16 protein-coding genes and 1 tRNA gene are annotated in these 19973 nt (G+C 70.7%); 10 read left to right on the top strand and 7 right to left on the bottom strand.

All coding sequences use genetic code 11. The annotated features are described in order from the left end of the window. Window positions 1–37: 37 nt before the first annotated feature. The 6 genes from EDF23_RS09415 to EDF23_RS09390 all read left to right on the top strand — a co-directional run bounded on the left by EDF23_RS09415 (window position 38) and on the right by EDF23_RS09390 (window position 7769). Complete coding sequence (locus tag EDF23_RS09415; RefSeq protein WP_131921500.1) at window positions 38–2713, top strand: MMPL family transporter; 2676 nt, start codon at window positions 38–40, stop codon at window positions 2711–2713. A 288-nt stretch (window positions 2714–3001) separates the two neighbouring features. Next, complete coding sequence (locus EDF23_RS09410; protein WP_111086213.1) at window positions 3002–3442, top strand: MarR family transcriptional regulator; 441 nt, start codon at window positions 3002–3004, stop codon at window positions 3440–3442. 52 nt (window positions 3443–3494) lie between these two features. Beyond that, window positions 3495–3707, top strand: coding sequence for a hypothetical protein (locus tag EDF23_RS09405; RefSeq protein WP_173169183.1), 213 nt, complete (start codon window positions 3495–3497; stop codon window positions 3705–3707). 41 nt (window positions 3708–3748) lie between these two features. Beyond that, window positions 3749–4837 (top strand): alkene reductase, encoded by a 1089-nt coding sequence (locus EDF23_RS09400; protein WP_131921499.1) that lies wholly within the window; start codon window positions 3749–3751, stop codon window positions 4835–4837. Between the two features lie 241 nt (window positions 4838–5078). Further along, window positions 5079–7205: an acyltransferase family protein gene (locus tag EDF23_RS09395; RefSeq protein ID WP_131921498.1), complete on the top strand. Its 2127-nt coding sequence runs from the start codon at window positions 5079–5081 to the stop codon at window positions 7203–7205. A gap of 240 nt (window positions 7206–7445) precedes the next feature. Further along, complete coding sequence (locus EDF23_RS09390; protein ID WP_165901079.1) at window positions 7446–7769, top strand: DUF4190 domain-containing protein; 324 nt, start codon at window positions 7446–7448, stop codon at window positions 7767–7769. Window positions 7770–7816: 47 nt separating this feature from the next. Here the strand turns inward: EDF23_RS09390 and EDF23_RS09385 are convergent, their stop codons facing one another. Beyond that, window positions 7817–8191, bottom strand: a complete 375-nt coding sequence (locus EDF23_RS09385) for an HIT family protein (RefSeq protein ID WP_131921496.1) — start codon at window positions 8189–8191, stop codon at window positions 7817–7819. A 36-nt stretch (window positions 8192–8227) separates the two neighbouring features. Here EDF23_RS09385 and EDF23_RS19205 point away from each other — a divergent pair, with 36 nt between their 5' ends. Further along, window positions 8228–8389 carry a hypothetical protein gene (locus tag EDF23_RS19205; protein WP_165901078.1) on the top strand — a complete coding sequence of 54 codons (162 nt, stop codon included), beginning with the start codon at window positions 8228–8230 and terminating at the stop codon, window positions 8387–8389. 97 nt (window positions 8390–8486) lie between these two features. Here EDF23_RS19205 and EDF23_RS09380 read toward each other — a convergent pair. The 3 genes from EDF23_RS09380 to EDF23_RS09370 all read right to left on the bottom strand — a co-directional run bounded on the left by EDF23_RS09380 (window position 8487) and on the right by EDF23_RS09370 (window position 10905). Beyond that, window positions 8487–8559 (bottom strand) — tRNA-Arg (locus tag EDF23_RS09380). A gap of 110 nt (window positions 8560–8669) precedes the next feature. After that, entirely contained in the window at window positions 8670–9455 is a 786-nt protein-coding gene (locus EDF23_RS09375; RefSeq protein ID WP_131921495.1) for a dienelactone hydrolase family protein, read from the bottom strand. Window positions 9456–9483: 28 nt separating this feature from the next. Then, window positions 9484–10905, bottom strand: coding sequence for a glucose-6-phosphate dehydrogenase (locus tag EDF23_RS09370; protein WP_131921494.1), 1422 nt, complete (start codon window positions 10903–10905; stop codon window positions 9484–9486). A 76-nt stretch (window positions 10906–10981) separates the two neighbouring features. Between EDF23_RS09370 and EDF23_RS09365 the strand changes: the two genes are divergently transcribed. The 3 genes from EDF23_RS09365 (at window position 10982) to EDF23_RS09355 (ending at window position 15525) form a co-directional block, all read left to right on the top strand. Beyond that, the gene (locus EDF23_RS09365) at window positions 10982–12139 is read left to right on the top strand and encodes a Gfo/Idh/MocA family oxidoreductase (protein ID WP_165901077.1); all 1158 of its coding nucleotides are present in this window, start codon (window positions 10982–10984) and stop codon (window positions 12137–12139) included. Next, window positions 12136–13059 carry a sugar phosphate isomerase/epimerase gene (locus tag EDF23_RS09360; protein WP_123938349.1) on the top strand — a complete coding sequence of 308 codons (924 nt, stop codon included), beginning with the start codon at window positions 12136–12138 and terminating at the stop codon, window positions 13057–13059. Before EDF23_RS09365 ends, EDF23_RS09360 begins: the two co-directional genes overlap by 4 nt. 111 nt (window positions 13060–13170) lie before the next feature. Next, the gene (locus EDF23_RS09355; RefSeq protein ID WP_131921493.1) at window positions 13171–15525 is read left to right on the top strand and encodes a bifunctional UDP-sugar hydrolase/5'-nucleotidase; all 2355 of its coding nucleotides are present in this window, start codon (window positions 13171–13173) and stop codon (window positions 15523–15525) included. A 328-nt stretch (window positions 15526–15853) separates the two neighbouring features. On the opposite strand, the gene efeB is transcribed toward EDF23_RS09355, so the two are convergent. From efeB to efeU, 3 genes are read right to left on the bottom strand one after another with little or no spacing between them, the layout of a single operon-like run. Next, a complete protein-coding gene (gene efeB / locus EDF23_RS09350; RefSeq protein ID WP_131921492.1) occupies window positions 15854–17155 on the bottom strand; it encodes an iron uptake transporter deferrochelatase/peroxidase subunit in 1302 nt (433 codons plus the stop codon). Then, window positions 17152–18372: an iron uptake system protein EfeO gene (gene efeO / locus EDF23_RS09345; RefSeq protein WP_123291878.1), complete on the bottom strand. Its 1221-nt coding sequence runs from the start codon at window positions 18370–18372 to the stop codon at window positions 17152–17154. Before efeO ends, efeB begins: the two co-directional genes overlap by 4 nt. Next, window positions 18359–19954: an iron uptake transporter permease EfeU gene (efeU, locus tag EDF23_RS09340; protein ID WP_131921491.1), complete on the bottom strand. Its 1596-nt coding sequence runs from the start codon at window positions 19952–19954 to the stop codon at window positions 18359–18361. The genes efeO and efeU overlap by 14 nt, the downstream gene beginning before the upstream one ends. Window positions 19955–19973 lie beyond the last annotated feature (19 nt).

Raw genomic sequence — 19973 nt, 5'->3', positions numbered from 1 at the left:
CACACAGCACCTGCAACGAAAGGAACGGGGCAACCGCATGGCCGGTCTCCTCTACCGTCTCGGACGGTTCTCCGCACGACGCCACTGGCTCGTGATCATCACCTGGGTGGTGATCATGGCCGTCGCCGGCGTCACCTACAGCCTGTTCTCGGGCACGATCTCATCGGCGATCTCGATCCCGAACACCAAGACCAGTCAGGTGCAGGACGAGCTCGCCGACAAGTTCCCGTCGGCGAACGGCGGCAACGGCACGATCGTCTTCGAGACGAAGAACGGCAAGGCGTTCACCGACGCGCAGAAGTCGGAGGTCGCGGACTTCCTGACCGAGGTCGAGAAGCTCGACGGCGTCAAGGGCGCGACGAGCGGCTTCGACACCCAGGACCAGCTCGACGAGCAGCGCCAGAAGATCGTCGACGGCCGCAAGGAGATCACCGACGGCCGCGCGAAGCTCGAGACCGGCCAGGACCAGCTCGACGCTCAGAAGGCGCAGCTGACCTCCGGCAAGCAGCAGATCAAGGACGCCCAGGCGCAGCTCGACGCCCAGAAGGCCCAGGCCGAGGCCGCCGGCGCAGCGCTCCCCGCAGCGCAGGCGCAGGCTGCGGCGGCGCAGCTCCAGCAGGCCCAGGCGCAGATCGACGCCCAGCAGGCGCAGATCGATGCCGGCGAGCAGCAGATCGCCGACGCACAGAAGACGATCGACGCCAACACGAAGAAGCTCGACGACAGCGCCGACGAGCTGGAGCAGGGCTCCAAGCTCCTCGACCTGTCGAAGGACGTCCGCTTCGTGTCGTCGAACGGCAGCGCCGCCATCGGCACGGTCCAGTTCACGAAGTCGACCTACGAGGTCCCCGCCGACACGAAGACCGCCATCGCGGACGACGCCGACTCGGCCGACATCAGCGGCGTGAACGTCTACGTGTCGAACGACATCGCGCAGGGCGTGCCGTCGATCCTCGGCCCGGGCGAGATCGTCGGCGTGATCATCGCCGCGCTCGTGCTCTTCCTGATGCTCCGCACCGTCATCGGTGCGGCGATCCCGCTCGTCAGCGCCGTGCTCGGTGTCGGCGTGGCGTCACTTGCCTCGCTGTCGTTCTCCGGCCTGGTCGAGTTCATCTCGGTCACCCCGGTGCTGGGGGTGATGTTGGGCCTGGCGGTCGGCATCGACTACTCGCTCTTCATCCTGAACCGACACCGCACCCAGCTGAAGCAGGGCATGCAGGTGCACGAGTCCATCGGCCTCGCGAACGGCACCTCGGGCAACGCCGTGGTGTTCGCCGGTGCGACCGTCATCGTCGCGCTGCTCGCGCTGAACATCACCGGCATCCCGTTCCTCGGGCTGATGGGCACGGTCGGTGCGGTCGCGGTGTTCTTCGCGATCCTCATCGCCACTTCGTTCACCCCGGCGCTGCTCTCCCTGATCGGGATGAGGATCCTGCGGAAGAAGGAGCGCGCGAAGATCGGCAACACCGGCTCGACCCGGGTGCCGAACAAGCCGATGAAGACCTGGCGCGCGATCGTCACGCTCGTCGCCGGTGTCGCCGTGCTCGGTGTCATCGCACTCCCCGCGACGCAGATGCGCCTCGGCCTGCCGACCGGTGCGTCCGAGTCCGTCGACTCGAGCCAGTACAAGGCGTACAAGGCCCTCGACGAGGAGTTCGGTGCCGGCCAGAACGGCCCGCTGCTCGTCGTCGCGACCCTGCCGGAGTCGATCAGCAAGTCCGACGTCACCGCGACCGAGGTCACCATCGGCGAGGCCCTGGCGAAGAACGACGACGTCAAGGCCGTCCTGCCGATCGGCACCTCGTCGGACCGCGACATCATCGCGTTCCAGGTGAAGCCCGGCGGCGGTCCCGACAGCATCTCCACCGAGAACCTGGTCAAGGACCTGCGCGAGCAGACCGTCACGACCGACGACGGCACGGTCACGCTCGGAGTCGCGGGCAACGCGTCCGCCAACATCGACGTGTCCGAGAAGCTGTCGAACGTCCTGCCGCTCTACCTCGTGGTGGTCGTCGGCCTGTCGCTCATCATCCTGATCATCGTGTTCCGGTCCTTCCTGGTCCCGATCACGGCGACGGCGGGCTTCATCCTGTCCGTGATGGCGTCCTTCGGTGGCCTGACCGCGATCTACCAGTGGGGCTGGCTCGGCTCCGTGTTCGGCGTGCACGACCCGGCGCCGATCCTGAGCTTCCTGCCCATCATCGAGATCGGCATCCTGTTCGGTCTGGCGATGGACTACCAGCTGTTCCTGGTGTCCGGCATGCGTGAGGCTTACGCCCACGGCGCCTCGGCGAAGGTCGCGGTCCAGCGCGGGCTGCACGCCGGTCGCGCGGTGGTCACGGCAGCGGCGATCATCATGATCTCGGTGTTCGCGGGCTTCATCTTCTCGGACTCCTCCACCATCAAGCCGATCGGCTTCGGGCTGGCGTTCGGTGTGCTCATCGACGCGTTCGTCGTCCGCATGCTGCTGATCCCGGCTGCGATGCACCTGCTCGGCCAGAGCGCGTGGTGGTTCCCGAAGTGGCTCGACCGGATCGTGCCGGACGTCGACGTCGAGGGCGCGAAGCTCGAGCGGTCGCACCCGGTCGCCGGTCAGCCGGGCCAGCCCGGTCAGCCCGGTCACGAGGACACCCACACGGGGTCGCACGCCCTCCCCGTGGCGCCGGACGCCAACGCGCACGAGTCGGGGCACCCGCCCGCGCACCGCGCGTAGTCGACGCACCCAGCCTGGAGGCCCGGGGCCGGTCCACTAGACCGGCACCGGGCCTCCCGTGCGTGCGCCCACCCCGCCCGGCCGACGTCGACCCGCGACCCGGAACGACATCCTCGATGTCGTACGACATCGAGGATGTCGCCAGCCCGCGCCTGCAACTGTTGCGGCCGCGCCAGTGCGACAAGATCGATGTCGGACGACGTCGAACTTGTCGCGCCGACCCACACCGACCCGCACCGACCCACCGCGCCCGGGGAACACTTCGTGCGCGAACGGTATCGTGGGCGCATGACCTCCGCACCCGACCCACTCGCGCTCGACCGGCAGCTCTGCTTCGCCCTCGCGGCCACGAGCCGGAGCGTCATCGGGCTGTACCGCGACCTGCTCGAGCCGATGGGCCTGACGCATCCGCAGTACCTCGTGATGCTCGCACTCTGGGAGCAGGACCCGCGGTCGGTGCGCGAGATCGCCGGCGAACTGCGGCTCGACTCGGCCACCCTCAGCCCATTGCTCAAGCGACTCGAGGCCTCCGGCTACGTCCGCCGGACCCGCAGCGCCGCCGACGAACGGCAGCTCGAGGTCTCGCTCACCACGGCCGGGCGGGCCCTGCGCGACCGCGCACGAGCGGTCCCCCTGGCGGTCGCGGACCGGCTCGGGTGGCCACTGGAACGCCTCGAAGCGCTCAAGGACGACCTGACGGAACTGCTGGAGCGGGTCGACCAGGTGTGATCCCGGGGCCGATGGTGCCATAATGGTTCGTGCACGAACGAAAGGATGCACCGTGGGTCGCTTCGGCAAGTGGTACGAACGGTGGAACACGACGCTCATCAACAAGATGGGTCCGTCGCAGATCGGCGCCGGACACCCCGAGGGGGTCGACGACCGGTCAGTGGACCGCGGCTGCCCGATCTGCGGCAAGCCCCTCTCCCTGCACCAGGTGATCCGCCCCGAGGGCCAGGTCCGTTCGTCGACCCTGGTCTGCCCGCGCGACTGACGGCGGGAATTGCACCGAGCAACACGACGTTCCACTCCCTCGTGAAGCTCTTCGAACCCACCTCCTTCGGCGCCCTGCGCCTGTCGAACCGCGTCGTCATGGCCCCGCTCACGCGCACCCGCGCCGGTGAGCACGGCATCCCGAACGACCTGCTCGTCGAGCACTACCGTCAGCGTGCGGGCCTCGGCATGATCATCACCGAGGGCACCTGGCCCGTGCAGGAAGGCCGCTCCTACCCCGGGCAGCCCGGCATCGAGACCGACGAGCAGATCGCCGGCTGGCGCCGCGTCGCCGACGCCGTGCACGCCGAGGGCGGCACCATCGTGATGCAGCTCATGCACGGTGGCCGTGTCTCGCACCCCGACATCTCGCAGACACCGCGCATCGTCGCCCCGAGCGCCATTGCCGCTCCCGGTCAGACCCACACCGCGACCGGCAAGGCCGACATGCCCGTCCCCCACGAGCTGACCACCGCCGAGGTGCAGGACGCCGTGCAGGGCTTCGCGCAGGCTGCACGCAACGCGATCGCCGCCGGACTCGACGGCGTCGAGGTCCACGGTGCCAACGGCTACCTGGTGCACGAGTTCATGTCCCCGGTGTCGAACACCCGCACCGACCAGTACGGCGGCTCACCCGAGAACCGCGCCCGCTTCGCGATCGAGGTCACGACCGCCGTCGCCGAGGCCGTCGGCGCGGACCGCACCGGCATCCGCCTGTCGCCCGAGCACGGCATCCAGGGCGTCATCGAGGACGACGCAGCCGACGTCCGCGCGACCTACACCGCGATCGCCGAGGGCCTCGCACCGCTCGGGCTCGCCTTCGTCGACGTCCTGCACGCCGAGCCGACCGGCGACCTCGTGCAGCACGTCCGCCGCACCGCGGGCGCACCGTTCGTGGTCAACTCCGGCTTCTCGTCACTGACCACCCGCGACGAGGCCATCGCACTCGTCGACGCCGACCATGCCGACGCCGTCGCCGCCGGCCGCCCGGCCATCGCGAACCCGGACCTCGCGCACCGCTGGGAGCAGGACGCGGAGCTCAACGAGCCCCGCCCCGAGCTCTTCTACGGCGCGACCGCCGAGGGCTACACCGACTACCCGTCGCTGGCCGAGGTGCGCGCGACCGTCTGACGCTGCGCGCAGATCCACGGCACGCGGCGCGCTGTGCGTCGAGGTTCCACGACACCCCGCGTACGTTCCGTCGAGGTTCCGATCAGGACGGCGCGTGCCCGCGAGGTTCCGAGATCTCGGAACCCCACGGGGTGGGGGCGAGCGAACGGCGGACGGGAGGCCCGTGGCGAGACCGCCACGGGCCTCCCGTCTTCTCGCGTGCCGTCCCAGGGCGTGACGCGCTTCTCGTAGGATCGTCGCAGTGAACACTGCAACGCCGGGCGAGCGGGGCCCCGCGCACCGCGCGCGCGACACGACGCGGTGGGACATCCAGGGTCTCCGCGCGTTCGCGGTGCTGGCCGTCGTCGTGTACCACCTGTGGCCGCACGCCCTGCGGGGCGGGTTCGTCGGGGTCGACGTCTTCTTCGTGATCTCCGGGTTCCTCATCACCGGTCTCCTGCTGCGCGAACAGCTCGCCACCGGCACGATCCACCTCGGCCGGTTCTGGTCCCGCCGGGCGAAACGCCTGCTGCCGGCCGCGTTCCTCACCATCCTCACCACCGGCGCAGCGGTGCTCGTCGCCGTGCCGAGCGCACTGTGGGGGCAGTACGGCCGCGAGCTCATCGCGTCGACGGTCTACCTGCAGAACTGGGAGCTGGCGGCGAACTCGGTCGACTACCTGGCCTCGGCGGACGACCCCTCACCGTTCCAGCACTTCTGGTCACTGTCGGTCGAGGAGCAGTTCTACATCGTCCTGCCGCTGCTGTTGATCGGGTTGGCCGTCGCCGTGCGCGGGCGCTTCTCGACGCTGACCACCGCACGCCTGCTGCTCGGCGCGGTCGTCGTGCTGTCCCTGGTGTGGAGCATCGTGCAGACCAGCACGAACCCCGGCGTCGCGTACTTCTCCACCGGCACCCGCGCGTGGGAGTTCGCACTGGGCGGCCTCGCCGCGACCGTGCACCTGCCCGAGGTCCGCACCGAGGTCGCCCGGCGGGTGCGCATGATCCTGACGAGTGTCGGCGCCGTGGCCCTCGTCCTGTCCTTGTTCGTCATCGGGGCGGAGACGCCGTTCCCCGGGATCGCCGCGCTGCTCCCCGTCGCCGGCGCGACCCTCGTGGTGCTGTTCGGCGGACGCACCGTGTTCGAGTCGATCGGCGCGCTCGGGCCGGTCGCGTTCACCGGACGGATCTCGTACGCGCTGTACCTCTGGCACTGGCCGCTCGTCGTGATCCTGCCGATCATGCTCGGACGCCCGCTGGACTGGGCGACCAGCACCTCGGTGCTCCTGGTGTCTGTCGGACTGGCAGCCGTCACGACCATCTGGTTCGAGGAACCCGTCCGCTTCTCGACCTGGCTGCGCGACCTGCGGCCCCGCGGGGTCGTCGCGCTCGGCGTCATCTGCACCTTCACGGTCGTCACGCTCGGCGCCTCGACCCTGACCGCCGTCTACGTGCAGGAGGTCCACGCCGAAGGCGCCACCGAGCAGCTCACGAAGCGGCTCGCGACCGAACGGGCACAGGACGACGAGTCCTGCATCGGAGCAGCCGCACGGATCAGCTCCGCCGACCCCTGCGTCGACCCGGCCCTCGCCGACACGCGGATCCCGGCCCCCGCGGCGGCGGAGGACGACGACGCGAACCGCCCCGAGTGCTGGAACGGCACCTTCCGCACCTGCGTGCTCGGCAAGGCGACCGGCTGGTCGAAGCACCTGATCGTCATCGGCGACTCGCACAGCAACGCCCTGCTCGGCGCCTACGAGAAGATCGCCGACGACAACGGGTGGCGCATCGACATGGCCGGTATCGGCGGCTGCTACCTCACCACGGCGCAGCAGAACTCGGTGAACGCCGGCGCGCTGCGCGGCTGCAACGCGTGGAAGCACGCGGCCATCGACTACGTCCGAGCCCACCGCGACGCCGACGCCCTGGTCGTCACCCACTCCGCCACGCAGATGCCCGTCAGCCTGCCGGCCGGAGCCTCCCGCGACATCGCGACCCGCAACGGCCTCGTCGACGCCTGGGAGCAGGCCGCCGGCGACGAACTCCCCGTCATCGCGATCCGCGACAACCCGGTCCCCCGGCCCGACGTCATCGCCTGTGTGAGCAAGATGTCCGGACCGACGAACGCGTCGTGCGACCGGCCCCGCTCCGAGGCGCTCGCCCAGACCGACTCGTCGATCGAGGCCGTGCGGGCGTTCAAGGCCGCCGGAGGACGAGCCGGGGTGATCGACCTGACCGACTACTACTGCACCGAGACGACCTGTCCCGCGGTGATCGGTGGCGTGCTGGTCTACCGGGACACCACGCACATCACGGCGACGTGGGCGACGTCGTTGGAGCCGTACCTCGAGCGCGGGTTGCAGAAGCAGCTCACGGCGCTCGGGCGCTGAGCGCGTGCGCTTCGTGAGCGCGTGCGCTTCGTGAGCCATGCGCTTCGTGAGCGCGTGCGCTTCGTGAGCACAAATGGTCGAGTCCCGTCGATGAACCCGACCATTTCTGCTCACGAAGTCGCCCGACCGGGCAGCTGGACCCCGAATGCGGGCCTCCGCTCCGGGCGCCGTCGCTCTACTCTTGAGCGGACCTCGCACGCCCGCAGCTCGCCACGTGCGCCGACTGAACGGAAGACACCCGTGACCGACCTCGCCCCCGAGCGTTCCGCGCCGGCCGCCTCCGCCCCGGCCGCCTCCGCCCCGAGCACGGACGGGACACCCGGACTCGCGCCGCTGAGCCTACTCGCCGTCGTGGCGATCGCGCTCGCCTTCGTCGCCCCGATCGGCGGCGTCGTCGTCGGGTTCATCGCGCGGCACGAGGTCCGACGGACCGGCGAGCGTGGAGACGGACTGGCGTTCGCGGCCATCCTGATCGGCGCGACGCTCACCCTGTTCGGCGTGCTCGTCCCCGGAGCCCTCGCGCTGTCCGGCGTCATCGACTCGACGATCCACCTCTGGGGCTGACTCGTCGCCCCGTCGTTCCACTGGCCACTGGCCACTGGCCACCGCGCTCAGGAGTGGCCGTGCCCGACGACGGCGTGCCGCACCCCGCCAGCCGGCGCCGGGACATCGCCGTCGAAGCGCGGGATGACGTGCAGGTGGGCGTGGAAGACGGTCTGGCCAGCGGCCGATCCGTCGTTGAACCCGACGTTGTAGCCGTCGGGGTGGTGCTGCTCGTCGAGCCGGGCCTTCAGCAGCGCCACCATCCGGGTCATCGCGGCGAGCTCTCCCTCGGTCGCATCGAACCAGCTGGTGATCCGCCGCTTCGGGATGACGAGCGTGTGACCAGGTGACACCGGGTGTGCATCGAGGATCGCGAAGACGAACTCGTCGTCCGCGACCCACTGCGCTCGTGGTACCAGTTCGAACACGGACGTCGTCGTCATGTTCCCCATCCAACCTCGCCGTGCTTCACTCGGACCATGACCGCGACGACCGTCCTCGCCTCCTGTGCCGTCGCGAACGTCGACTGCCACGACGACACCGCGTCGATCAACCTGCTTCCCCTGCTCGTCGTCGTCGGGCTCGTCGTCGTGGCGCTGGTCGTACTGGGGATCGCGCTGCTCGGGCGTCAGCGCCGGTGAAAGACGACTCGCGCACGAACCACCAACGACGAAGGGCCCCGGCGGAATCCGCCGGGGCCCTTCATCTGTTCGGTGTCGCGCCGTTCAACCGGCACTGTGCGCTCGAAGGGACTCGAACCCCCAACCTTCTGATCCGTAGTCAGATGCTCTATCCATTGAGCTACGAGCGCGTGGCCTTGCGGCCGTGGAAGACTCTACAACAGCTCCGGCCCGGGCGCCAATCGAGGCCGCCCGACCGCTCCACCCGGCGTGTCGCGAGGCGACAGCCGAGCCCTCGACCTCACAGCGCCGCGGCCTCCTCGCCGAAGACCTCGGCCAGGAACACCCGCAGCGCCTGCCACGATCGGCGGTCGGCGCGCTCCTGGTACTGGGCGCCGTGGTCGGGCGCGTCGGTCCCCGGCACGGCGAACGCGTGCATGGCCCCGGCGTACGTGACGACCTGCCAGTCGACGCCGGGCTCGGTGCGCATCTCGTCCTGCCAGGCGTGCACGGCGTCGTCGGGCACGACGGGGTCCGCTCCCCCGGTCAGCACGAGCAGCTTCGCCTGGATCGCCGAGGCGTCGGCGGGGTCGTGCGTGATGAGCCCGCCGTGGAACGACACCGCACCGACGAGGTCCGCGCCGGTGCGTGCGAGCTCGATCGCGGTGGAGCCGCCGAAGCAGTAGCCGATGACGACGATGCGGGCCGGATCGACGTCGGGGTCCTGTCGCAGCCGCTCGAGGCCGGCGGTCGCACGTGCCCGGAGCAACGGCAGGTCCTGGTAGTACGACCCGGCGACCTGGCCGGCGGTGTCGTCACCGGGCCGCACGCCGGCACCGTAGATGTCCGCACCGAAGGCGACGTAGCCGAGGCGGGCGAGCATCGTCACGCGCGCCTCGACGTGCTCGTTCACGCCGTGCCAGTCGTGCACGACCAGGACGGCCGGGCGGGGACCGGCGACGGCCGCGTCCTTCGCGAGCACGCCGAGCAGGTCGGTGCCGTCGTGGTCGTAGTGGACGGGCTCGACACGGATGTCGGAACCGGCGGGTTCGGGAACGGTCTGCAGGACGTCGTCGATGGTGGTCACGTCGTCCGACGCTACGCCGCCGTCCGGCTCAGGCGTCGATGTTGTCCCAGTCCGCAGGACCGCTCGACCCGGCCGGGTACTCGTCGAGCGGCGTCGTGCCGGCCTTCCACGCCTCGAGGAACGGTCCGACGACCTTCCAGCCCTGCACGGCGCTGTCGCCACGGACCGACAGGGTCGCGTCGCCCTCGAGCACACCGGCCAGGACCTCGCCGTAGGCGCTGAGCCGTCCGGGGTTGAACGTCGTCTCGAGGCTGGTGCGGTCGATCGTGTACGGGTCGCCGGGGCCGTTGACGTTGAGCTCGAGCTGCATCTCGTCCGGGGCGATCCAGATCCGGAGCCGGTCCGGCTGCGCGGCGCCGGACAGACCGACGGGCACCTGCGGGGAGTCCTTGAACGTGATGACGATCTCGCGGCGCTGCTTCGCGAGCGCCTTGCCGGACCGCAACGTGAAGGGGACTCCGGCCCATCGCCAGTTCGCGATCTCCAGGGTCAGCTGGGCGAGGGTCTCGGTGCCGAGCGAGGGGTCGACGCCGTCCTCGTCGGCGTACGACGGCAGCTTGCGGTCGCCGACCGTGCCCGCGGTGTACCGGGCGCGCTTGCCGGCGGCGACGACGTCGCCGCCCCACGGCCGCACGGCGCGCAGCACGAGTTCCTTCTGGGTCCGCAGGTCGTCGGCGTCGATCGACGCCGGCGCCTCCATGGCCACGACGGCCATGACCTGGAGCAGGTGGCTCTGGATCATGTCGGTGAGGGCGCCGGCCTTGTCGTAGTAGCGGGCGCGACCCTCGAGCCCGAGGGTCTCGTCGTACACGATGTCGACGCGTTCGACGTGCTGCGAGGACAGCAGGGGCTCGATGATGCGGTTCGCGAAGCGCAGCCCGATCAGGTTGAGCACCGTCGAACGGCCGAGGAAGTGGTCGACCCGGTGGATGCGCTCCTCGGGGATGAACGAGTGCAGCAGGTCGTTCAGGTGCTCGGCGCTGGCGGCGTCGGTACCGAACGGCTTCTCGAGCGCCAGGCGGGTGCGCTTCGGCAGGTCGAGGTGGGCGAGCTGTTCGCAGCTCTTCTCGGTCACGGCCGGGGGCAGCGCGAAGTAGATCGCGGGGTCGTGGTCGCAGGCTCCGAGCAGCGCGCGCAGGTCGTCGGCGCTCGTGACGTCGGCCTTGCGGTACGAGGACGCGTCGATCACGGCCTGCAGCCGCTCCGACAGCGACGACTCGCCCTCCGCGCCTTCGTCGCCCTCGTTCTTCGACGCCTGCGCGTTCTCGAAGGACTCGCGCACCTGCGCCTTCCAGTCGGCGTCGGAGAGGTCCTCGACACCCGCCCCGATGAGCTGGACGTCCCAGTCGTCCTTGACCTCGAGCAGGGTCGCGAGACCCGGCAGGAGCAGGCGCTTGGACAGGTCGCCGCTGGCTCCGAGGATGAGCAGGCTGGTCTGGAGGCTCGACATGCCTCCGACCGTACTCATCGGCCCCGGTGGACGGCCGGGCCGCTACGGTGGTGACAGTTCGGCGCGAGGGAGCACCATGAGCAGTGGGTACGAAGGACGACGCCTCCGCGTCGTCGTGATCGGCACCGGCATGATCGCGGGGGTCCACGCCCGCGCGGCCCGGGCCGCTGGTGCCGAGGTGCTCGGGGTGCTCGGCCGGAACGCATCGCGCTCCGAGCAGGTCGCGGCGCAACTCGACCTGCCTCGTGGGTACGCCTCGCTCGACGACGTCATCGCGGACGCCCCCGACGTCGTGCACATCTGCACGCCGAACGACCAGCACCACCCGCAGGCGATGGCGGTCATCGCCGCGGGCATCCACGTGGTGTGCGAGAAGCCCCTCGCGATCGACCCGGCGCAGGCCGCCGAACTCGTCGCCGCGGCGGCGGACGCCGGTGTCGTCGCCACGGTGCCGTTCGTGTACCGCTACCACCCGATGATCCGTGAGATCCGCGCGCGCATCGCCGACGGCGACCTCGGTCGACTGCTCGCCGTGCACGGCCACTACCTGCAGGACTGGATGCTCGACGAGGACGCCTCGAGCTGGCGGGTCGACCCGACCTCGAGCGGGTTGTCCCGCGCGTTCGCCGACATCGGCTCGCACTGGTGCGACCTGGTCGAGTTCGTCACCGGTGAGCGCTTCACCTCGGTGTCCGCGGCGACCGACATCGTCTACCCGACCCGCCCCGCGGCCTCGGGGCCGTCGTTCTCCGGCTCGCCGGACCCCGACCCGGTCGCCGACGCCGCGGAACGGGCCGAGGTCACCACCGAGGACACCGCGGTCGCGACGTTCCGCACCGGCACCGGGCGCATCGGCAACGTGGTGATCTCGCAGGTGGCGTCCGGTCGGAAGAACCGCCTGTGGTTCGAGGTCGACGGCACCCGGGGCAGCGCCGCCTTCGACCAGGAACAGCCCGAGTCCGCGTGGTTCGGCAACGAGCGTGGTGCGCAGATCGTCGTGCGCGACCCGTCGCAGGGGTACCCGGACCAGCGGCGTCTGGCGGTCGTGCCGTCCGGGCACCCGCAGGGCTACCTCGACGCCTTCGCCGCGTTCGTCGCCGACACCTACACCGCGGTCCGCACCGGTGTGGCCCCCGACGGCCTGCCGACCTTCGCGGACGGCGCACGTTCCGCCGACATCATCGACGCCGTGATCACCAGCGCGGCCGAGACCACGTGGCGGGAGATCCGGTGAAGCTCGGCATGCTGACGGCCTGCCTGCCCGGCTGGCCCCTCGACCGCATCGCGGACTTCGCCGCCGAGCAGGGGTACGAGCGGCTCGAGGTCGGCGTGTGGCCCGGCACCGGTGGCCGCGACTTCGAGGCGGCGCACCTGCCGGTGGCGACGTTCACCGACGAGGACGCCGCTGCGACCCGTGACCTGCTCGACCGCACCGGCCTCGAGATCTCGGCGCTCGCGTACTACGAGAACAACCTGCACCAGGACCTCGACCGGCGCGAGGAGGTCCGCACCCACCTCAAGCACGCGATCGATGCCGCGCAGGTGCTCGGCGTGCCGTACGTCGGCACGTTCATCGGCCGCGACAACAGCAAGTCGGTGCGGGAGAACATGGCCGAAGGGAACCAGGTCCTCCCCGAGCTCGTCGACTACGCCGGCGAGCGCGGCGTGCGGTTGATCATCGAGAACTGCGTGATGGAGGGCTGGCACCCGGACGGCTACCCCGGCAACCTGGCGTACTCCCCCGAGCTCTGGGGTTGGGTCACCGGCCTCGGCTTCGGTCTGAACTGGGACCCGTCGCACCTGACCTGGATCGGCATCGACCCGGTCGAGACGATCCTGCCGTTCGCCGAGCACATCGTGCACGCGCAGGCGAAGGACCTCGAGCTCTTCCCGGCGAAGCGCGACGCGTACGGGTTCTTCGGCAAGGTCGACAAGGGCGGCGACCCGTGGGACATGGGCTGGTGGCGCTTCCGGGTGCCGGGCCGTGGCGTCGTGGACTGGCCGCACGTCGTCGACCGCCTGTACGAAGCGGGGTTCGACGGCACCCTGTCGGTCGAGCACGAGGACCCGCTCTGGGGCGGCACCGACGAGAAGGTCCTCGAGGGGCTGCGCATCGCCCACCGCACGCTCCGCCCCCTCATCGCCGCGGAGTGACGGCACGTCGAGCAGCACGCAGCACGACGGGTGTTGCTCATGTGAACGTCGTGTGACGACTTCGACCCGACACTGGCGGGTCGGCTGTGCGTCCTCATAGGTTCTCCGACGATGAACCTCCACTCCTCTCCGCGCCGCCGACGGCGCATCATCAGCGGCGCGGCCTTCGCCACCGCGGGTGTGCTCGTCGCACTGTCCGTCCCCTCCACCGCCGTCGCCGCCGAGGGCGACACGACGATCGACATCATCGACGTCAACGACTTCCACGGCCGCATCGAGTCCGAGGGCACCGCCGTCGACAAGGCCGCCGGTGCCGCCGAGCTCGCCGGTGTCGTGCAGTCGTACCGCGAGGCCAACCCGAACACGATCTTCGCCAGCGTCGGCGACAACGTCGGTGCCTCGACGTTCACCTCGCTGATCCAGCAGGACGCCCCGACGATCGATGCGCTCAATGCCATGGACCTCGACGTCAGCGCGATCGGCAACCACGAGCTCGACAAGGGCCAGGACGACCTGACCGGGCGCATCGAGGACCGGGCCGACTGGCCCTACGTCTCGGCGAACATCGTCAAGCAGGGCACGACCGACCCCGCGTTCGAGCCGTACTCCATCGTGGAGAAGGGCGGCGTGAAGGTGGGCTTCATCGGCGCGACCACCGAGGACCTCATCCCGGGGCTCGTCAGCCCCGGCGGTGTCGAGGGCCTCGCGATGGCCCCGATCGTCAGCCAGGTCAACAAGTACGCCGACCAGCTCACCGACGGTGTCGACGGCAACGGCGAGGCCGACGTGCTCGTCCTGCTGGTGCACGAGGGTGCTCCCACGAACGCCCTCGCCGACGCGACCGGGTCCGGCGTGTTCGGCACGATCACCTCGGGCGTCTCGTCGAAGGTGTCCGCGATCGTCTCCGCACACACCCACGCGACCTACAACCACCAGATCGCGGGTCCCGACGGTACGACCCGCCCGGTGATCCAGACCGGTTCCTACGGCGTGAACTACGGACACCTGCAGCTCACCGTCGACGCCGACAAGCAGCTCACCGGCATCACGTCCGAGGTCAAGTCGGTCAACGGTGAGAACCGCGTGCCGGCCGACTCCACCTCGGTGGACGCGGTGGCCGACATCGTGACGGCTGCGAAGGCCGTCGCCGACGTCGAGGGCAGCAAGAAGCTCGGTGAGATCACCGGCGACCTGCGTCGTGCGGTGCAGTCGGACCGCACGACCGAGAACCGCGGCGGCGAGTCCGTCCTGGGCAACTACATCGCCGAGGTGCAGCGCTCCGCGACCGAGCGCAACGGCTCGCAGATCGCCTTCATGAACCCCGGCGGGCTGCGCACGGACATGGTCTACGCGTCGAGCGGTGCCGGCGACCCGGACGGCACGGTGACCTACAAGGAGGCCGCGCTCGTCCAGCCGTTCGCGAACACCCTCGTCACCGAGGACATGACCGGCCAGCAGATCAAGGACGCCCTCGAGCAGCAGTGGCAGCCGGACGGCCTGCCGCGTCCGTTCCTCAAGCTCGGCGTCTCGGACGGCTTCGCGTACACCTACGACCCCGCGAAGGGCCGTGGCGAGCGCATCACCGGCATGACCTTGAACGGCGAGTCGATCGCCCTCGACGACACCCTCAAGGTGACGGTCAACTCGTTCCTGTCGACCGGTGGCGACAACTTCGCCGCCTTCGCGACCGGCGCGAACATCGCCGACTCGGGCCAGGTCGACCTGCAGGCGCAGGTCGACTACTTCCTGGCCAACCCGACGGTCACCCCGCCGTCCGACCAGCGTGCCGTCGGCACCACGGTCACGCCGACCCCCGAGGGCGGGTTCCAGCCCGGTGACGAGATCAGCATCGACCTGTCGTCGCTCGTGTTCAGCAGCGACGACCCCGCTGCAGCCGGCACCGTGTCGGTCAGCGCCGGTGACGTCGAGCTCGCCACCGCCGAGATCGACCCGACGATCGTCGACACGAACGACGAGCAGGGTCGTGCGACGCTGACCTTCGCCGTGCCGACCGTCGAGTCGTCGGCCGACGCAGCGACGGTCCGGACGGCTGCCCGTGCCGCCGCGACGACGGACGAGCCGCTCGTCGTCACCCTGCCGGGCGGCCGGACGATCACGCTCGCCGTGACCATCCCGCTCGCCGCGGCCGTCGACCCGACGGACCCGACGGAGCCCACGGACCCGACCGACCCCACGGACCCGGCCGACCCGGGCGCGGGCAACGGGGACGCCCCGGGTGCCGGCAACGGCAACGCCCCCGGCACCGGCACCGGCACCGGCACCGGCACGGACCTGGCGGGCGACCCGTCCGACTCCACGAACGCCGGCGGTGACCTCGCCTACACGGGCGCGGACCTGACGGTGCCGGGGATCGCAGCGGGTCTGCTCCTGCTGGCGGGCATCACCGCACTCGTCGCCGTGCGTCGGAAGCGCGCAGGGACCGACGCGAGCGTCCAGACGGACTGACACCGCGCCTCCCGTCCGACCCGAACGGGCCGTCTCACCACCGTGAGGCGGCCCGTTCCGTCGCGCCGGGAGGCACGGATCGCGTCCGGCGCGCACCGCGCGCCGATCCGCTGCCGCGCTCCCTGTCCCATAGCAGCGCTCGCACTGCGGATCCGGGGATCGGCGGGGTACTCTCGGGGCTGTCGCATCGCGACGCGTCGCGCCGGGTCGCCTCTCAGGTCGGCGGTGGTTCCGTTCGACGAGACCCCGCGGCGCGGGTGCCCTCCGCCTCCAGGGAAACGGCGGAGGGCGCCCTCTCCCCAGCGGCGTCAGCGCGCTCCGGACACGGTCAGCGGAACAGCTGCTCGCCGATGTACGACCCCTTGCGCGGTGCCGGCGGGATCGCGAACACCGCGGACCCGATGTGCGAGACGTACTCGTTCAACCGGTCCGAGGCGCCGAGCTTCCGCTGCAGCCGGGTGAAGTGCTCCGGGTCGTTCATGTACGCCAGGAACAGCAGCCCTGCGTCGAGCTGGCCGTACTCGTTGAGGCCGTCGGTGTAGTTGTACGGACGACGCAGGATCTTCACGCCGCCGTTCGCCTCGTGGGCGGCCAGGGCGATGTGGGACGTCGCGTCGATCTTCGTGGCACCGTCGCCGTCGGTCGCCGCGAAGTCCGGCGTCGTGTGCTCGGTCCCACCGGACAGCGGTGCGCCCTCGATCTTGGTCCGACCGAACACGCGCTGCTGGTCGCTGACGACGTCGGCGTCCCAGATCTCGATGTTCATCCGGATCTTCCGTACCACCTGGTAGGTCCCGCCGGTCATCCACTCCGCGCCGTCGCCCGGGTCGTCGACCCACACGAAGCGGTCGTGGTCCTCGTCCGTCGTGATGTTCCTGGTGCCGTCCTTGAAGCCCATCAGGTTGCGCGGCGTCGTCTGGTGCGGGCCGGCCGACGCACGGCCGAAGCCGAGCACGGTCCACCGCACGGTCGCCGTCCCCCGCGCCATCCGGGCCAGGTCGCGGACCGCGTGGTACGCCACCTGCGGGTCGTCGGCGCAGGCCTGCAACGACAGGTCGCCGCCGGTCAGTCCGGCCTGCAGGTTGTCGCTCGGCAGCCGAGGCACGTCGGCGAGGTCCGCCGGACGCTTGTCGGCCAGACCGAAGCGTTCGTCGAACACGCCGAGGCCGAACCCCACCGTGACCGTCAGGGACGCCGGGCCGAGGTCGAGCGCCTCACCAGTGTCCGCGCCGACGCCGTCACCGTGCGCGGGTTCGACGCTGCCGACGGTCTTCCCCGCCTGCAGCTGCGCGATCGCCGCAGACCAGCGGGCGAGGAGCACCTGCAGCTCGGTCGCGACGCTGGTGGACAGGTCGAAGGTCATGAACACGCAGTACCGCTGGGGGGCGGTCTGCACCCCGCCCTGCGGCTGCCGTGCGGCGGTCGCGTAGAACGGGTGGCTCTGGGACAGGTCGATGGACTCGTCACCGTTGGCGGCCGCCGTGAACGGGTTGACCCCCGTCGCGGCCGTCGCGCCGCCGATGCCGACCGCGGCGCCCGCTCCGGCTCCGGCCGCGGCGAGTCCCGCGCCGAACAGCCCGCGCCGGGAGACCCCGGTGCGGGCTGCGCGGTCGTCGTCGGGCTGCGTCACGCGGTGGCGACCTTCTCGGCGAGGCGGGACAGCGGGTCCTGCAGGGCCTGGATCTGCTGCGAGATGCGGTTCGCGTCGGACTTCTTGGTCGCTGCGTCCCACGTGTCGAAGCCGCCGAGGTCGTCGGCGTTGCGGTAGCCGTCCATCATCGTGTTCGTCGCGTCGAACTGCTTCGCGATCTGCTTCGTCAGGGTCGGGTCGAGCTTCGTCAGGCCCGGCTTGAGGTACGCGAAGGCCTGACGGGCACCCTCGACGTTGGCGGCGAGGTCGACGAGGTCGATGTGGCTGTACGCCTCTTCCTCACCGGTGACCTTGTTCGACTGGACCTCCTCGAGCAGGCCGGCGGCACCGTTCGCCAGGTCCTCGGGCTTGTAGTCGAGCGTCGGGACGAGCTTCGCGAGCAGCTGCACGTTCTCGGTCAGGTCGGCCGCGGTCTTCTTGGTCGACGCGGTGATCTCCCCCGCCTGGAACAGGTCCTTCTCGACGGCGTGGAACCCGCTCCAGCCGACGGCCGGGTCGAGGTTCGAGGCGCGCATGTCGATCAGGTAGTCGAGGTTGCCGGCGTTGTCGGTCGCCTTGTGGCCCTTCTTGACGAAGCCGTCGACGTCGCTCTCGACGTGCTCGTAGAACGGTCGGGCGTTCGCGTAGTCGGTCTTCGCGGCGTCGAGGTCGCCGGCGTCGATGTCCTTCTGCAGCAGTTCGACCGCGGTGACCATGTCGGTGACCTGGCCGTCGACGTAGTCGGCGTAGCCCTTCGTGCCCTCGTCGAGCAGGGTGGCGGCGCTGCTGTTCGCGGTCGAGGTGACCTTGCCCGTGACCGTGAAGTCGGTGAGCTCGGTGTCGGCTCCGGGGCAGTACACCTGGTACTCCCCACCGGTCAGGGTCGCGGTGAACTGCACGGCGTCGAGGCCGGGTGCGAGGTTCTCCTTCTCACCCAGGATCCGCTGGTCCTGCAGCAGTTCGACCTCGGTGATGGCGGTCGAGGACTCGTTCTTCACCGAGAACGTGACCGGCCCGGCGGGGACCTTCGTCTCGGAGACCTTGCACTGGTCCGAGCCGTCGTTCGTCAGGGTGATGGTGACGCGCGAGACCTTCGCGGCGTCGGTGGAGCTGTCGGAGGCACCGTCGGAGCTCGCGCAACCGGTCAGTGCGAGGGCGGTGACGACGCCGAGGGCGCCGAGGGTGATCAGGGGTCGAACGGGCTTACCGAACGGCATAGTCGTTGCTCCTTGCAGGGTCCCCGGCGGGTGGGCCGCGTGTCGGGACGGTTTCGGGGGTGGGGTTCACGGGTGCCGTCCGACGACGGCGGTCACGGAGCGCGAGCAGCGCCTGGGCGGCGGCGACGCCGCCGAGGGCGATCGGCAACCAGGCCTTCCAGAGCAGCAGCTCGGCAGCCCGTGTGTCCGCGGCCGCCACCGAGGTGGCGGACCGCTCGACGCGGGAGTCGGGGACGGACCACACGGAGCGGTCCAGGGTCGTGGTGCGCGCGGACGGGAGGCCCCCACCGCTCAGCGTCAGCACGGTGCGTTCGTCGCGGGTGGCGTCCAGGACCCCACCACGGACCGTCCAGAGGGTCACGGTGTCGCGCACCGCCCAGCGGGCGGTGAACGGACCGGGGTTCGTCGACGGCGAGACGCCGACGGGGATCCGGCCGAACAGGTCGACGAGGTCGTCGAGCGTCAGCGTCGCCGGGCGGTCCGCGGCGGTGGCCGACGTGCGGATCCGCCACCGGTCGGCGGCCACGCCCGCGCGGGTGGCGCGGCGGTGGGCCGACGTCGGCAACGTGAGCCGTGCCTCCTGGCCGGTGGTGGTGCCGGCGACGCGGAGGACGCCGGACGCGTCGTGGACGTCCGCCGAGACGGAGGTGGCGTCCCCGCTGACCGCAGCGGTGTGCGGCAGGTCGACCCCGCCTGTCGGCACGGCGATCGCCAGTGCTGCGGCGGCGACCGCGAGCGCACCGGCGACCGTCGCGCGGATCGCGGGGACGCGTGCCGACGACGGACGCCAGGCGCGGGGCCAGAGCGTCAGGGCGAGGACCGGCACGACGTAGAGGACCCAGCCGAGCACCTCGATGACGCGGGGGTCCGGTGGGATGCCGAGCACGCCCGTGACGAGCGCACCCTGCACCGACCCGTTCGGGGCGAGCCAGGACAGGTCGACGGTCCGCTGCTGCCCGATGACGATCCACCCGGCCTCGTGCGCGCGCCGGAGCACCGTCAGCACGAGCCCGCCGGCGACGAACACCAGGAAGACGCCGGTGCCGGTGAAGAACTTCGACAGGTTCAGCCGGACGCCGCCGGTGTAGATGCCGTAGCCGACGACGACGGCGCCCGCGATGCCGATGACCGCGCCGAGGGCGGCGAGACCGGTGTCCGACGACGCCTGGAAGGTGGCGAGGAGGAAGACCGCGGTCTCGAAGCCCTCCTTGAGCACGGCGAGGAAGGCCATGCCGGCCAGTGCCCACGCGGTGCCGCGGCCGAGCGCCTCGGTCGCGCTCGCCTCGAGTTCCTTGGTCAGGGTGCGCGCGTGGGTGCGCATCCAGACGATCATGCCGGTGACGAAGACCACGGCGACGATGCCGATGATCGCCTCCATGCCCTCCTGCTGCGCCTGCGGCAGTGCCTGCTCGACGACCTGCAGGCCGAACCCGACGCCGATGCTGAGCACGACGGCGACCCCGACGCCGAACCACATGGGGGCGAGGGGGACACGGTTGCGACGCAGGAACGCGGCGATGATGCCGACGATGAGCGTCGCTTCGAGGCCTTCACGGAGGCCGATGACGAGAGTGGCGAGCATGACGTAGGTGAGGCTAACC

Source organism: Curtobacterium sp. PhB128 (assembly GCF_004340725.1).
GTDB lineage: Bacteria > Actinomycetota > Actinomycetes > Actinomycetales > Microbacteriaceae > Curtobacterium.
Note: the sequence above shows the minus strand (reverse complement) of the source record. Positions and strands in the feature narration are given on the sequence as shown.

Bases quoted from the DNA above. Each gene is read 5' to 3' on its own strand.
- EDF23_RS09415 (WP_131921500.1), top strand. From the start codon at position 38: ATGGCCGGTCTCCTCTACCGTCTCGGACGGTTCTCCGCACGACGCCAC.
- EDF23_RS09410 (WP_111086213.1), top strand. From the start codon at position 3,002: ATGACCTCCGCACCCGACCCACTCGCGCTCGACCGGCAGCTCTGCTTC.
- EDF23_RS09385 (WP_131921496.1), bottom strand. From the start codon at position 8,191: ATGACGACGACGTCCGTGTTCGAACTGGTACCACGAGCGCAGTGGGTC.
- EDF23_RS19205 (WP_165901078.1), top strand. From the start codon at position 8,228: ATGACCGCGACGACCGTCCTCGCCTCCTGTGCCGTCGCGAACGTCGAC.
- EDF23_RS09370 (WP_131921494.1), bottom strand. From the start codon at position 10,905: ATGTCGAGCCTCCAGACCAGCCTGCTCATCCTCGGAGCCAGCGGCGAC.
- EDF23_RS09365 (WP_165901077.1), top strand. From the start codon at position 10,982: ATGAGCAGTGGGTACGAAGGACGACGCCTCCGCGTCGTCGTGATCGGC.
- EDF23_RS09355 (WP_131921493.1), top strand. From the start codon at position 13,171: ATGAACCTCCACTCCTCTCCGCGCCGCCGACGGCGCATCATCAGCGGC.
- efeO (WP_123291878.1), bottom strand. From the start codon at position 18,372: ATGCCGTTCGGTAAGCCCGTTCGACCCCTGATCACCCTCGGCGCCCTC.
- efeU (WP_131921491.1), bottom strand. From the start codon at position 19,954: ATGCTCGCCACTCTCGTCATCGGCCTCCGTGAAGGCCTCGAAGCGACG.